This window comes from Sinorhizobium chiapasense (assembly GCF_045277575.1).
GTDB classification, from domain to species: domain Bacteria; phylum Pseudomonadota; class Alphaproteobacteria; order Rhizobiales; family Rhizobiaceae; genus Ensifer; species Ensifer chiapasense_A.
The window spans coordinates 1,332,418-1,345,765 of sequence record NZ_CP144205.1; the positions used below are offsets into that span (position 1 = coordinate 1,332,418).

Sequence of the window (13,348 nt, forward strand, 5' to 3'; positions counted from 1 at the left end):
GAGATTTCGCGCCGTGAGTTGACCAACGCGTGGAACGACAATGCTTGATATCAAATGGATCCGTGAAAATGCCGAGATGCTGGACGCCGCCCTGGCGAAGCGGGGCGCGGAGCCTTTGTCGGCGTCGCTGATCGCTCTCGACGAACGCCGCCGATCGATCCTTCAGTCGCTGCAGGATATGCAGTCGCGCCGCAACGCCGCCTCGAAGGATATCGGTGCGGCCATGGCGCAGAAGAATGCCGAGCTTGCCGACAAGCTGAAGGCCGAGGTGGCCGAACTCAAGAACGCCATGCCGGCGCTCGAGGAAGATAGCCGCAAGGTGGAAGCCGAGCTCAGCGACGCGCTTTCCCGCATTCCGAACATCCCGCTCGAGGATGTTCCGGTCGGCGAGGATGAGACCGGCAATGTCGTCAAGCGCGTGGTCGGCAACAAGCCCACTTGGAACCACCAGCCGCGCGAGCATTTCGAAATCGGCGAGGCCCTGGGTCTCATGGATTTCGAGGGGGCCGCCCGCATTTCCGGTTCGCGTTTCACGATCCTCAAGGGACAATTGGCCCGGCTCGAGCGGGCGCTCGGCCAGTTCATGCTCGACCTGCATACCCAGGAACACGGCTACACCGAAGTGCAGCCGCCGCTTCTGGTGCGCGACGACGCCATGTACGGCACCGGCCAGTTGCCGAAATTTGCCGAAGATCTGTTCCGAACCACGGATGATCGCTGGTTGATCCCGACTGCGGAAGTGCCGCTCACCAACATCGTTCGCGAGCAGATCCTCGAAGGCGACAAGCTGCCGTTGCGCTTCACCGCGCTGACGCCGTCCTTCCGCTCGGAGGCCGGTTCGGCCGGTCGCGACACCCGCGGCATGCTGCGCCAACACCAGTTCAACAAGGTCGAACTGGTTTCGATCACCGATGCCGAAACTTCGATCGACGAGCACGAGCGCATGACCGCCTGTGCGGAAGAGGTGCTGAAGCGCCTCGGTCTGCACTACCGCGTGATGACGCTCTGCACCGGCGACATGGGTTTCGGCGCCCGCAAGACCTATGATCTGGAAGTATGGTTGCCGGGACAGGATACCTATCGCGAGATCTCGTCTTGCTCGGTCTGCGGCGATTTCCAGGCGCGCCGGATGAATGCGCGCTACCGGACCAAGGAAGACAAGGGAACGCGCTTCGTTCACTCTTTGAATGGTTCCGGTGTCGCCGTCGGGCGCGCGCTGATCGCCGTCATCGAAAACTATCTGAACGAAGACGGTTCGGTGTCGGTGCCGGATGTGCTGGTGCCCTACATGGGCGGCCAGAAGCGCATCGAGAAGGCGGACTGAACGGACGTCAAGGGAAGGACGGCATCCATGCGGATCCTGCTGACAAACGATGACGGCATCCATGCTGAAGGCCTCGCCGTGCTCGAAAGGGTGGCCCGGACGATTTCGGACGATGTCTGGGTCGTGGCGCCCGAGGCGGACCAGAGCGGCTTGGCGCATTCGCTGACCCTGTCGGAGCCGCTGCGGCTGCGCCAGATCACGGAGAAGCGCTTTGCGCTGCGGGGGACGCCGACGGATTGCGTCATCATGGCCGTCCGCAAGGTGCTGGACCGCAAGCCCGATCTCGTGCTCTCGGGCGTCAACATCGGTGCCAACATGGCCGATGACGTGACCTATTCCGGCACGGTGGCGGGCGCTATCGAGGGGACGTTGCAGGGCATTCGCTCCATCGCGCTCAGCCAGGCCTATCACCACGCCGTCGGCAAGACCGTGCCTTGGGATGTGGTGGAGACGCATGCGCCGGGCCTGATCCGCAAGCTGATGGCCGTGGATCTGCCCGATGGCACGCTTCTCAACGTCAATTTCCCGAATTGCTCAGCCGACACCGTTGCAGGGGTCGAGGTAACGTCGCAAGGCAAGCTCGACTTCGGCCTGTCGATCGATGAGCGCACCGACGGCCGTGGTTTTCCTTATTTCTGGTTGCGCTTCGGTGAGCGCTTCGGCGATTTCCGTGCCGGAACCGACATTCATGCACTGCGCGAGAATCACATCTCCGTAACGCCGCTCAAGCTCGACTTGACGGACTATACCGTCCAGGACCGTCTGATGCGGGCATTGAACGAAGGGGCTCATTGATTGAGCGTGCGCGTTTCGGAACAGGAAGGTTTTGCCAAGATGGTGCTGCGGCTGCGCGCCGCAGGCATCACCAATCATGATCTCCTCAAGGCGGTCGAGCAGACTCCGCGCGGCCTGTTCGCGCCGCCGCAATATCAGGCCGAGGCCTATTCGCAGCGGACGATTCCGCTCGACTGCGGCTCGTTCATGGAAGGCTATGATTTTGCCGTGCGGTTGCTGCACTGTCTGAACCTGAAGACAGGACAGCGCATCCTCGAGGTTGGAACGGGCAGCGGCTTTACCGCGGCGGTGATGGGGCGGGTGGCCGAGCGTGTCCTGACCATCGACCGCTATCAGACACTTGTTGGTACAGCGCAGAAGAACCTCGAGAAATCAGGCGTTCGCAATGTCATCGTCCGCCATGCCGATGGCAGCGCCGGTGTGCCGGGCGAGGGGACCTTCGACCGCATCCTGATTACGGCTGCCTTCAACAGCCTGCCGCGCATGTTTTCCGATCATCTCGTCTCCGGCGGAACCCTGGTGGTGCCGATCATGATGAGCGAGACCCATTGCCGGGTCGTCCGGGTCAATCGAACGGGAAGTCGCTTCGACCGCGAAGATCTGTTCGACGCGCCTTACCTTCCGATCGTGCCGCAGCTCGCTTCGTTCCTATGATGCGGCTGCTGCCGAACATTCCGGCTGGTGCATTAAGGAAATTTTAACCGCGCCCAGCCTCGCGCAAGCTTCGCGCCATACGCCTCCATTGCACGATGGGTTCCTCCCGCGAGTCGTTGCTCTTGCTCGACCAGGGTGTTGCTGCCGGATCGTGAGATTGACGGAGACGGCAAATGCAGATCGCGAACAGGCTGACGGCCGCAGCATCGGGCGACGGGCTGAATAATCTTGCCGGGCGCAGTTCCGGTCAGGCAAATTCCGGCGGCAAGGACGAACAGGCCGCGCAGGCTCTTGCGGCCAGTTTCTTCGACCCCACTCCGCGCATCTCCCTTTCCGCCGACGCTCTGCTTTATCTCAGCCAGGCGAAGAAGGCATCGGACGGGCAACCGCCGCTCAGCCGGGACGAGTGGAACAATCATCTGACTCCGCAGCTGGCGTCGCGCGAATATCAGGCCTTCGGCAGGTTTCTGGATGCCGGCGATCATGAGGCCTACTACAAGAACTTCATCGACTATTACGACAGCCTCCGCCCCGAGGATCAGGACAGCCTGCGCTATTTCGGGACGCGCGAGGCCGCCGTCGCCGGTCTGCGGTCGCTCGAGTATGAGCAGGCAAGCGGATTTGATGGCGAGGCCACGTTCCAGACTCTGGTGAGCGTGCTGCTCGAAGAGGACAAGACCGCTCAGTCCGAAACCCCGGTCCGTCCGGAGGGACGTCCGATCTTCGCCTGGGATCTGACAAGCATCAGCTATGAAGATGAACCAACGGAGCGGCGTTCGGTTTCCGAAATCGAGCGTCTCTATTCCGAACTGAGCTAAAACTTGTCGCGCAAAAGTGCGCGGTCACCAGGCTTGTTCGGCGCCATGGATGCGGCGAGCCGGCGCCTATGGTTAGCGTTTCGTCAAATTAGTCCATTGGTGGTACCGACCTTAACCGGGCGGTAACTCTAATACGTTTTAATCATCCCACATCGAGTTGCGTTCGGAGTGGGTAAGCGTCATGCGTCAGTTTGTATCTCCCGGGGTTGGAAAGTCCATGATCCGCCTGTGCGTGGCGGTCTTACTAGCAGGCGCCGCAACGGGCTGCAGTTCGGATGCCAGCCGATTTGACGGCCTGTTCTCCCGGTCGGACAACATCACCACAAATTCAATCCCACGCGACGCGACGCCGGTTCCGCGCGGCGATGTGGCGGTCGGTCAGATGGCCGCTCCAGCAGATTCGCGCAACATGGCTCTCGGTCAACCCTATCCGACTGCGGGCGCCCAGGACGGCTACGATCCGGTGAATACCGCTTCCACGCCGATGTCTACGGCCCGTGGCGCTTCGACGCCGATCTCCGTGCAGCGCACGACACTCGCCGACCCGAGCTCGACGACGCATCAGCGTCCCGAGGCACAGCCGTTCCCCGCGGCACGTCAGCAGGCGGCAATCGCGACACAGCAGACGCTTCCGGCCGCAGTCAAGGAGACCGCGAGCAAGAGTGGCTGGACGACGCAGAACGCCCCGACGATCATGGTTCGCCCCGGCGACAACGTCGCGGTCCTCTCCAAGCGTTTCGGTGTTCCCGAGAAGGAAATTCTGAAGGCGAACGGTCTGCAGTCTGCCGCTCAGGTTGAAACCGGTCAGCGGCTGGTGATCCCGACCTTTGGTTCCGTGGGCAGTCCGGCGAGGGCTGCTGCGACCAACTCGATTGCCGGTCTCGATGGCAACAAGCGCCAGCCGTCGCCCTTGCCCAATGATCAGCGTGACGCTGCGATCCTGCCGGGCTCTGCCCAGTCCCGCGAAAAGGGCGCAGGCAAGACCGATGTCGTTGCTGGCAAGCCGGCGACGAACGGCGAAGGTAACGGCAGTGGAACCTATACCGTCAAGCCCGGCGACTCGCTCAATCGCATCGCCAAGACGACGGGTGTGTCCGTCTCTGCCCTCAAGCAGGCGAACGGCCTGACTGCGGAATCGATCCGTGTCGGCCAGACGCTGCAACTGCCGGGCGCAGCCGGCGCCGCACCGGACCAGGTCAAGACCGCATCGGTTCCGAGCAAGAAGGCCGAGCAGCCGCAGGTTGCTTCGCTCGAGAAGAATAAGCCGGCAGAATACCAGCCGCCGGCTGCCAAGCAGAGCGTTACGGACGTTGCGGCCGTCAAGACGGATGTCGATGAGGACTCGCCGAAGTCGACGGGCATCAGCAAATATCGCTGGCCGGTGCGCGGCGCGGTGGTTGCCGGTTATGGCGCCAATGTCGACGGCAACCGCAACGACGGCATCAACATTTCGGTGCCCGAGGGCACGCCAATCAAGGCGGCCGAAAACGGCGTCGTCATCTATTCGGGCAGCAGCCTGAAGGAACTCGGCAACGCCGTCCTGGTCCGCCACGACGACGGCACGGTTACGGTCTACGGCAACGCTTCCGAGCTCAAGGTTCAGCGCGGCCAGAAGGTTCAGCGCGGCCAGACGCTCGCGGCGTCCGGCATGACCGGTCGCGCCAGCCAGCCGCAGGTGCACTTCGAGGTCCGCAAGAACGCCACGGCGGTAAACCCGGCGACCTTCCTCGAATAGTCCGCAGCCATTTCCCTAGTCGGGCGCGATCGAGACGGAAAAATCAAATACCGCCTGTCGGGCCGACAGGCGGTATTTTTGATCGTAGAGCAGATGTGACCAGCGATGCGATCGCGAGCCTATGCGTCCAGGCGATGGCGCATGCGTCCGGCAAGATCCTGAATGAACTGCCAGGCGACGCGGCCGGACCTTGCACCACGCGTCGTTGCCCATTCGAGTGCTTCCGCATGCAAGGTCTCGGCCTCGACGGCGAAGCCGTAGTGCTTTGCATAGCCATCGATCATGACAAGGTAGTCTTCCTGGCTGCACTTGTGAAAGCCGAGCCACAGCCCGAAGCGGTCCGACAGCGACACCTTTTCCTCGACGGCCTCGGAAGGATTGATGGCGGTCGACTGCTCGTTCTCCATCATGTGGCGCGGCAGCAGATGGCGACGATTCGAGGTCGCATAGAGCAGCACGTTCGACGGACGACCTTCGACGCCACCGTCGAGCACGGCCTTCAGCGATTTGTAGGACGTGTCGTCATGATCGAAGGACAGGTCGTCGCAGAAGACGATCACCGGCACCGGCGCCGTCTTGAGGATGTCCATCAGGGCGGGCAGGGTGGCGATATCCTCGCGATGCACCTCGACGAGCTTGACGGCAACACCAGTCTCGCGGGCGACCTGCGCATGCACCGACTTCACCAGCGATGACTTGCCCATGCCGCGTGCACCCCAGAGCAGCACGTTGTTGGCAGGAAAACCCTCGGCGAAGCGCAGCGTGTTGTCCAGCAGAATGTCACGGACGTGGTCGACACCTGAAATCAGCGACAATTCGATACGGTTGGGCTTGGCGACGGGTTGCAGGTGATGCGTGGCCGGCGCCCAGACGAAGCATTCGGCGGCGTTCCAATCGTTGCTTGCTGCGGCGGGACCGGCCATGCGCTCGATCGCCGCGGAAAGCTTCTGCATTTCCCTGATGAGGACGTCGATCTTTGCTTCCGGCATCTGTCTATCTCCAACAACTGATTCAATCATTTGGTCGCGCCGCAAGGACGAGGGGCCGCATGAATCGGCACGCGACTGCGACTGTACGGTTAACTGACACCCGGTAGCACGCAGGTTTGCGCTGGAAAAGGCCGCAGAGCCTCGCGCGGGGGGTTCTACTCTTGTTGAAATTGTGTCAGAGGCACAGGAACGGGTAAGGGTGCCGCTGCTTTGCAGAGCGGCTGCGCGCCCCTATATTCCGGCCGATTTGGTGCGGAGGAACCGCCGATATTTGAACTCAAGGAGTGATCGATGTTCATTACCGAAGCTTTTGCGCAGACAGCCGGCGCCCCTTCCGCTGGCGGCGCGGACATTCTCATGTCCATCCTGCCGTTCCTGCTGATTTTTGTCGTTATGTATTTTCTGATCATCCGTCCGCAGCGCGCCCAGATGAAGCGCCGCGAGGAGCTGTTGAAGAACATCCGTCGTGGTGATCAGGTGGTGACCGGTGGCGGCATCGTCGGCAAGGTTACGAAGGTCGTCGATGACAACGAGGTCGAAGTCGAAATTGCCGAAGGCGTGAAGATCCGCGTCGTTCGCAGCGGCGTATCTGAAGTTCGCGTCAAAGGCGAACCTGTGAAAGAATAAGGGACGCGGACAGTCACCATCCGACGAACAACTGGAGCGTTTTGGGCATGCGCAGATTTCCGCCATTGAAACGTATCCTCGTCTGGTTGGTGGCTCTCGCCGGCATCGCCTTTGCCCTGCCGAACGTTCTGACGCGTGAGGAGGTAGCCGGACTACCGTCCTGGATGCCTCATCGCCAGGTGGCGCTCGGCCTCGATCTCCAGGGAGGCTCGCACTTCATGCTGCGGGCCGCGCGCAGCGATATCGTCGCTGAAAGGCTCGAAGCGGTCGCCAGCGAAGTTGGCAAGTCGCTGCGGGACGCCGATATCGCCTATATCGGCCTTTCTGGGGAAGGGCAGGCGATTTCGTTCCGGGTTCGGGACCGTGCGCAACTCTCGGTCGCTCGCGACAAACTGAAGACGCTGACGGCGCCGGTCGAAATCGGTGGCTTTGGCGGAGGGGCAATTTCAGAAGTCGTGTTTGACAGCGCCGCCGAGGATGAGCTCGTCCGTTTGCGCCTGACCGACGAGGGGATCGACTATCGGCTGTCCCTGGCCCTTGATCAGTCTATCGACGTGGTGCGCCGTCGTGTCGCCGAAGTCGGCGTGCTCGAGCCGTTGATCCAACGCCGCGGCAAGGATCGTCTCATCGTCCAGGTGCCGGGCCTCGACGACCCGCAACGACTGAAAGACCTGCTCAGCCAAAGCGCTCGTCTGACCTTCAGATTGCTGGACACGTCCGTACCGGTGCAGCGGGCCGTCGAGGGGCAAGTGCCGGCGGGCGCAGAAGTTCTCTATTCCTACGACGATCCGCCGGTTCCCTATCTGGTCCAGAAAGATCCGCTGCTGGCGACGGGCAGTTTTCTCGCCGCGCAGCCGGAAGCGGATGCTGCCGGCGATACGGCGTCGGTCGCGGTCAAGCTCGATGCTGCCTCGCAGCAGCGCGTCGCAGCGGTCACGGCGCAGCAGCCGGAGGCGAAAATTGCGATCGTCCTTGATGGCCAGGTAGCCGCAACGCCCAAACTCTCGGACGCGGTCAAGGGCGACACAGCGCGCATTTCTGCCGACCTGCCGGCCGACTCCGCTGCCGATCTCGCCGCCCTCATCAGGACCGGACCGCTCCCGACCCCGCTGACCTTCGTCGAGGAGCGGACGGTCGGCCCCGGGGTCGGTAACGACGCTATTGCCGATGGGCTCAAGGCCGGCCTCGTTGCGGCGATTGCCGTGGCCGCCTCGATGATCTTCTTCTACGGCGTTTTCGGCGTCTTTGCCGTGATCGCGCTTGCCTTGAACATCGTCCTGATCCTCGCCGCACTCTCTGCGTCAGGCGCGACACTGACGCTGCCGGGGATTGCCGGCATCATCCTGACGATCGGCGTCGCGGTCGATTCGAACGTGCTGATCTACGAGCGCCTGCGTGAGGAAGTTCGTGGTGGCGAGCCGTTGCGTCGCACGATCAACAACGCCTTCTCCCGCGTCTTCAGCAGCATCTTCGACGCCAACCTGACAATGCTGATCGCCAGCGCCATCCTGTTCTACCTCGGCTCCGGGCCGGTGCGCGGTTTCGCCGTAACGCTGGCGATCGGCAGTGTCACGACGCTGTTCACCGCCTATACGGTGACCCGCCTGATCGTGAAGCGCTGGCTTCGGCAGTGGAAGTCGGAACGTTTGCCGAAGGGCATTCGGACCGGTCGCTTCAGCAATCTGGACATCCGCTTCATGCGGATACGCAATCCGGCCTTCATCCTGATGGCCGCCTTGTCGGCCGCCTCCGTACTCCTGCTTGCAGGCATCGGGCTCAATCTGGGTGTGGACTTCAAGGGCGGCTCGATCATCGAGCTGCACTCCAAGGGCGGTGCGGTCAACGTTGCCGACCTCCGCACCCGCCTCGACGAGCTGAACTTCGGCGAAGTGCAGGTACAGCAACTGGGCTCGGGCGAGGATGTGCTCGTTCGGGTGCCGTCTCAAGAGGCGGGCGACAATGCCGAGCAGACCGCCGCCGGCGTCATCAGGACGGAACTGGCCGACGAATACGAGTTCCGCCGTGTCGAAGTGGTCGGCCCCGTTGTTTCGGGCGAACTGACACGCGCCGGAACGATTGGGCTCGCGATTTCCTTCATGGCGATCCTGCTCTATGTCTGGCTGCGTTTCGAGTGGCGCTTCGCCGTCGGCGCGATCATCGCGACCATGCACGACGTGCTGCTGACGATTGGCTTCCTGGTGCTGACCGGGATCGAGTTCAATCTTGGCAGCATCGCCGCAGTTCTCACGATCGTCGGCTACTCGTTGAACGATACGGTGGTGATCTACGACCGCATCCGCGAGAATCTCGGCCGCTATCCGCGCATGCCGCTTTCGGTGCTGATCGATACGTCGATCAACCAGACGCTCTCGCGCACGATCCTGACGGCACTGACGACCATTCTGGCGCTCGCTGCGCTCTATCTCTTCGGTGGCGGCCTCATCCGTTCCTTCAGCGTCACCATGCTGTTTGGTGTCGCCGTAGGGACGTTCTCCTCTATCTACATCGCCGGCCCGGTCCTCATCCTCTTCAGGAAGCGGACCGACCACATTCCGGGGGACGAAAACGCGTCCGGCGCGGATACGGGTGCTGCCGGCGCGGCAAAGGGTACAGTTTGAAATGCCCAAGGGTATTGAAATCCGCGAAGCGCATTTTCCGGGCCGCGCGCCTATCGATGCTTATGGCAACGGTGGTTTTCGCTTTGCCGACATGTCGCATCGCGGCTCGATCCTGATGCTGCCCTCGGGCGTCTATGCATGGGACGTGGTGGAAGGCGATCCCTTGGCGGTCGAGAAGTTCCGTAAGGTCATCGATGAGGCGAAAGACATCGAAGTGCTGTTGGTCGGCACCGGCAAGGACATCCGCCCGCTGCCTGCAGACCTGAAGGCGGCGTTGCGTGCCGTCAACGTATCCTCGGATCCGATGAGCACCGGGGCTGCGGTTCGCACCTACAATGTGATGCTGGCCGAATCGCGTGCAGTCGCCGTCGCGCTGATCGCCGTTTGATCGGGATCCGAGGAAGACGACGTGCAAGACATTTCCGCTCAGATCCTGGCCGACCTCAGGGACACGGACCGCGACCGCTATCTCGCCTGCCTGCTGGCGCCCGCCGACAAGCAGCGCTCGCTCGCCGCGCTTTATGCCTTCAACGCGGAGATCGCGCGAATTCGCGATCTCGTGCATGAGCCGATTCCAGGCGAAATCCGCATGCAATGGTGGCGCGATCTCATTGGCAACAGTGCCGGGTCCGGCGAGGGGCATCCGCTCGCCGAAGCCATTCTCCAGTGCATCCGCGCGCATCGGCTGCCGGTCTCGGTGCTGCAGAACATGATCGACGCTCGGATTTTCGATCTCTACGACGATCCGATGGAAGACCGCTCGGCGCTTGAGGGCTATGCCGGCGAGACCGCCTCGGCCCTGATCCAGCTCTCGTCGCTGGTGCTCGATCCGCAGAATGCGGCAAAGTCCGCGGAGGCCGCCGGCCACGCCGGCGTCGCGCAGACCGTCGCCGGCCTCCTGATGCTGTTGCCGCTGCATCTGAAACGCGGTCAGGTCTATTTGCCGGCAGAACTGTTGCGCGCGACCGGCGTCGATCGCGAAGGGCTCATCGCCGGGGAAGACACCGACGGAATCAGCCGGGCAATTCGGGCCTTCGCCGGGTTCGGACGGGACCATCTTGCCAAGGCTCGAGCGCAAATAGCGACGATCTCGCCGTCGAACTTTCCCGCCTTCGTGCCAGTTGCGTTAGCCGAGCCGGTCTTCGATCGGGCTGAGGCGGCTGGCGCCGGGCTTTTGAAGACGCCTATTCGTCCGGTGCAATGGCGGCGGCAATGGTGGATGTGGCGCGCCGCCCGGCGTCGTCGCTTCTAACGCGCCAAGACAGCCGGTCGAGGCGGAGCGGCTACCGGTCAAAAACCCAATGCGTTCGGCTTAGTCGCCCCGACGGGACGACACATTGGCACAAGCCTCGCAGCGTATAGAAACGTTTTATCGGCGTCACGCCGAGCGAAGGGGAGCGCCCGCGGATGCTTTGGTTATTGCTCATCGCCGTCATCGTACTGGCCGGCGCATTCTACATGTGGATGAACGCCCGCGCCGAGCGGGATTGGGACAATCCCGATGCAGGCTCTGCGATGGTTGAATTCGGCCGTGCTTTTCCGGATGAGGCGATCCGTGCGCTGCATTCCACCGCGGATCGGAAGGCGATATTCCTGAGGCTGCACGACGGCAAGGCGGGCTTCATTCAATCGCATGGTACGCACTATGTCTGCCATGTAATCCAGCCGGGAAAGGTGCGGGTGAACAGCTCCGAGACCGGCCGTGGGCTGATCGTGCATTTCCCCGACTTTGCCTACCTGGACAACGCCTTCGAGTTTCAAAACGCAGGCGAAGCGGCCGAAGTTTCCTTGTGGCTGCTCGGCAGCTTCAACCCGAAATCGGAATTCACGCAGGCCGAATCGGAACCGTCCTCGGCGGCTCAGGCGAGCGAGTAGCGGTTTCAGAGATCCGTTCAAAAGAAACGGCCCGCTGGCGTCATCGCGAGCGGGCCGTTTCGTTGTCTGGTTTCGGGTTCGCCGTCAGGCAGACTTGCCGAGCCATGCGGCGCAATCGGCGAGGGCGCGTGACGCCGTTGCCTGCTTCTTGGCAACGGCCTTTTCCTTGCCACGGAAGCGCTTGGCGCCCTCCGGCTTCGTGATTGCGCCCGGTTCGAGCGGCGGGAACAGGCCGAAATTGACGTTCATCGGCTGGAACGAACGCTTGCCCGGCTCATCGTCGGAGACGATGTGCCCGCCGGTGATGTGGTTCAGCAGCGCGCCGAAGGCGGTGGTGGCCGGCGGTGGAGCCAATAGCTCGCCCTTGCGCTCGGCAGCGGCGAAGCGGCCGGCAAGGAGGCCGATGCTGGCGCTTTCGACATAGCCTTCGCAGCCGGTGATCTGTCCGGCAAAGCGCAGGCCCGGCCGCGATTTCAGCGTCAAAGTACCGTCGAGCAGCGTCGGCGAGTTGATGTAGGTGTTGCGGTGCAAGCCGCCGAGGCGGGCGAACTCGGCATTCTCCAGGCCCGGGATCATGCGGAAAACTTCCGCCTGGGCGCCGTATTTCAGCTTCGTCTGGAAGCCGACCATGTTGTAGAGCGTGCCCAGCGCATTGTCCTGGCGCAGCTGCACGACCGCATAGGGCTTGACCGTGGGGTTGTGGGCATTGGTGAGGCCCATCGGCTTCATCGGCCCGTGGCGCAGCGTCTCGCGGCCGCGCTCGGCCATCACCTCGATCGGCAGGCAGCCGTCGAAATAGGGCGTGCCTTCCCATTCCTTGAAGCCGGTCTTGTCGCCGGCAATCAGCGCGTCGACGAAGGCGTTGTACTGCTCCTCGGTCATCGGGCAGTTGATGTAGTCCTTGCCGGTGCCGCCGGGGCCGACCTTGTCGTAGCGCGACTGGTACCAGCAGACATCCATGTCGATCGTCTCGGTGTAGACGATCGGTGCGATGGCATCGAAGAAGGCGAGCGCGTCGGCGCCCGTTTCCTTGCGGATCGCTTCGGCAAGATCGGGCGCCGTCAGCGGGCCGGTTGCGATGACGGCAAGGTCCCACTCCTTCGGAGGCAGGCCGGTGATTTCTTCTCGCACGACTGTGATCAGCGGATGGGCGGCGATCGCCGCGCTGACCGCGTCGGAAAAGCCGTCCCGGTCCACCGCAAGCGCGCCGCCGGCCGGAACCTGGTTGGCGTCGGCGGACCTCATGATCAGCGAGCCGGCGAGACGCATTTCCGCATGCAGCACGCCCACCGCATTGCTGGTCGCGTCATCCGAGCGGAACGAGTTGGAACAGACGAGTTCGGCAAGGCCGTCGGTCTTGTGCGCGTCGGTGCCGCGCACGCCGCGCATTTCATGCAGGATGACCGGTACGCCGGCCTCGGCGATCTGCCAGGCGGCTTCCGAGCCGGCAAGGCCGCCGCCGATGACATGGATGGGAGAGTGGGAAGTGGTGTCTTTGCTCATGGCCGGCTTCCTATCACGGCTCGGCCCTTCGTTCCAATGTCAATAAATGAAAACGGCGCCCCGAGGGACGCCGTTTCGAAAAGTCAGTTCGAACCGTTCGGATTAACGGAAGGAACGGGCCGCAATGTTGCGGATGTCGTAGCGGGTGATGCCGATGTCATTGAGAGCGTGGTTCGACAGGTTGCCGAGCTCGCTGACGGTGCGGCGGTAGTTGATCCAGCTTTTTGCGATACGAATCGGGTTCATGGTCTTTTCCTCAAAATCAGTTTGTCGCGACAGCCATCTGTCTGCGTCGTTGAGGTTCTTATACGCTTGTCTAATTAGAAGGTGGAGTGCAAAGAAAATGCAGCTGCTATGCATTTGTGCAGTGCATCGCCGCATAGATGGGCACCGCTTCAAAACGCGGCATC

The 13,348-nt window shown here is 62.5% G+C and carries 13 protein-coding genes; 10 read left to right on the forward strand and 3 right to left on the reverse strand.

The window, feature by feature from the left end; translation table 11 throughout:
* Window positions 1-40 precede the first annotated feature (40 nt).
* The 5 genes from serS (at window position 41) to QM996_RS06505 (ending at window position 5,326) form a co-directional block, all read left to right on the forward strand.
* Window positions 41-1,324 carry a serine--tRNA ligase gene (gene serS, locus QM996_RS06485; protein ID WP_500269744.1) on the forward strand — a complete coding sequence of 428 codons (1,284 nt, stop codon included), beginning with the start codon at window positions 41-43 and terminating at the stop codon, window positions 1,322-1,324.
* A gap of 27 nt (window positions 1,325-1,351) precedes the next feature.
* Window positions 1,352-2,119 (forward strand): 5'/3'-nucleotidase SurE, encoded by a 768-nt coding sequence (gene surE / locus QM996_RS06490; protein WP_500269745.1) that lies wholly within the window; start codon window positions 1,352-1,354, stop codon window positions 2,117-2,119.
* On the forward strand, window positions 2,120-2,773 hold the full coding sequence (locus QM996_RS06495) for a protein-L-isoaspartate(D-aspartate) O-methyltransferase (RefSeq protein WP_483502355.1): 654 nt from the start codon (window positions 2,120-2,122) through the stop codon (window positions 2,771-2,773).
* Window positions 2,774-2,946: 173 nt separating this feature from the next.
* Entirely contained in the window at window positions 2,947-3,591 is a 645-nt protein-coding gene (locus QM996_RS06500; protein WP_500269746.1) for a biotin biosynthesis protein BioC, read from the forward strand.
* 181 nt (window positions 3,592-3,772) lie between these two features.
* On the forward strand, window positions 3,773-5,326 hold the full coding sequence (locus QM996_RS06505) for a peptidoglycan DD-metalloendopeptidase family protein (protein ID WP_500269747.1): 1,554 nt from the start codon (window positions 3,773-3,775) through the stop codon (window positions 5,324-5,326).
* A 119-nt stretch (window positions 5,327-5,445) separates the two neighbouring features.
* Here QM996_RS06505 and QM996_RS06510 read toward each other — a convergent pair whose 3' ends face one another.
* Window positions 5,446-6,315, reverse strand: a complete 870-nt coding sequence (locus tag QM996_RS06510; RefSeq protein WP_429817071.1) for an ATP-binding protein — start codon at window positions 6,313-6,315, stop codon at window positions 5,446-5,448.
* A 291-nt stretch (window positions 6,316-6,606) separates the two neighbouring features.
* Here QM996_RS06510 and yajC point away from each other — a divergent pair, with 291 nt between their 5' ends.
* The 5 genes from yajC (at window position 6,607) to QM996_RS06535 (ending at window position 11,435) form a co-directional block, all read left to right on the forward strand.
* Window positions 6,607-6,942, forward strand: a complete 336-nt coding sequence (yajC, locus tag QM996_RS06515) for a preprotein translocase subunit YajC (protein ID WP_500269748.1) — start codon at window positions 6,607-6,609, stop codon at window positions 6,940-6,942.
* Between the two features lie 47 nt (window positions 6,943-6,989).
* The gene (gene secDF / locus QM996_RS06520) at window positions 6,990-9,560 is read left to right on the forward strand and encodes a protein translocase subunit SecD/SecF (protein ID WP_500269749.1); all 2,571 of its coding nucleotides are present in this window, start codon (window positions 6,990-6,992) and stop codon (window positions 9,558-9,560) included.
* Window position 9,561: 1 nt separating this feature from the next.
* On the forward strand, window positions 9,562-9,948 hold the full coding sequence (locus tag QM996_RS06525; protein WP_173518123.1) for an Mth938-like domain-containing protein: 387 nt from the start codon (window positions 9,562-9,564) through the stop codon (window positions 9,946-9,948).
* A gap of 21 nt (window positions 9,949-9,969) precedes the next feature.
* Window positions 9,970-10,812, forward strand: a complete 843-nt coding sequence (locus QM996_RS06530) for a phytoene/squalene synthase family protein (protein ID WP_500269750.1) — start codon at window positions 9,970-9,972, stop codon at window positions 10,810-10,812.
* A 155-nt stretch (window positions 10,813-10,967) separates the two neighbouring features.
* Window positions 10,968-11,435: a hypothetical protein gene (locus tag QM996_RS06535; protein ID WP_500269751.1), complete on the forward strand. Its 468-nt coding sequence runs from the start codon at window positions 10,968-10,970 to the stop codon at window positions 11,433-11,435.
* A gap of 84 nt (window positions 11,436-11,519) precedes the next feature.
* Here the strand turns inward: QM996_RS06535 and trmFO are convergent, their stop codons facing one another.
* Both trmFO and QM996_RS06545 read right to left on the reverse strand, forming a co-directional pair.
* Complete coding sequence (trmFO, locus tag QM996_RS06540; RefSeq protein ID WP_500269752.1) at window positions 11,520-12,938, reverse strand: methylenetetrahydrofolate--tRNA-(uracil(54)-C(5))-methyltransferase (FADH(2)-oxidizing) TrmFO; 1,419 nt, start codon at window positions 12,936-12,938, stop codon at window positions 11,520-11,522.
* 102 nt (window positions 12,939-13,040) lie between these two features.
* On the reverse strand, window positions 13,041-13,184 hold the full coding sequence (locus QM996_RS06545) for a DUF1127 domain-containing protein (protein WP_064816989.1): 144 nt from the start codon (window positions 13,182-13,184) through the stop codon (window positions 13,041-13,043).
* Window positions 13,185-13,348: the final 164 nt, after the last annotated feature.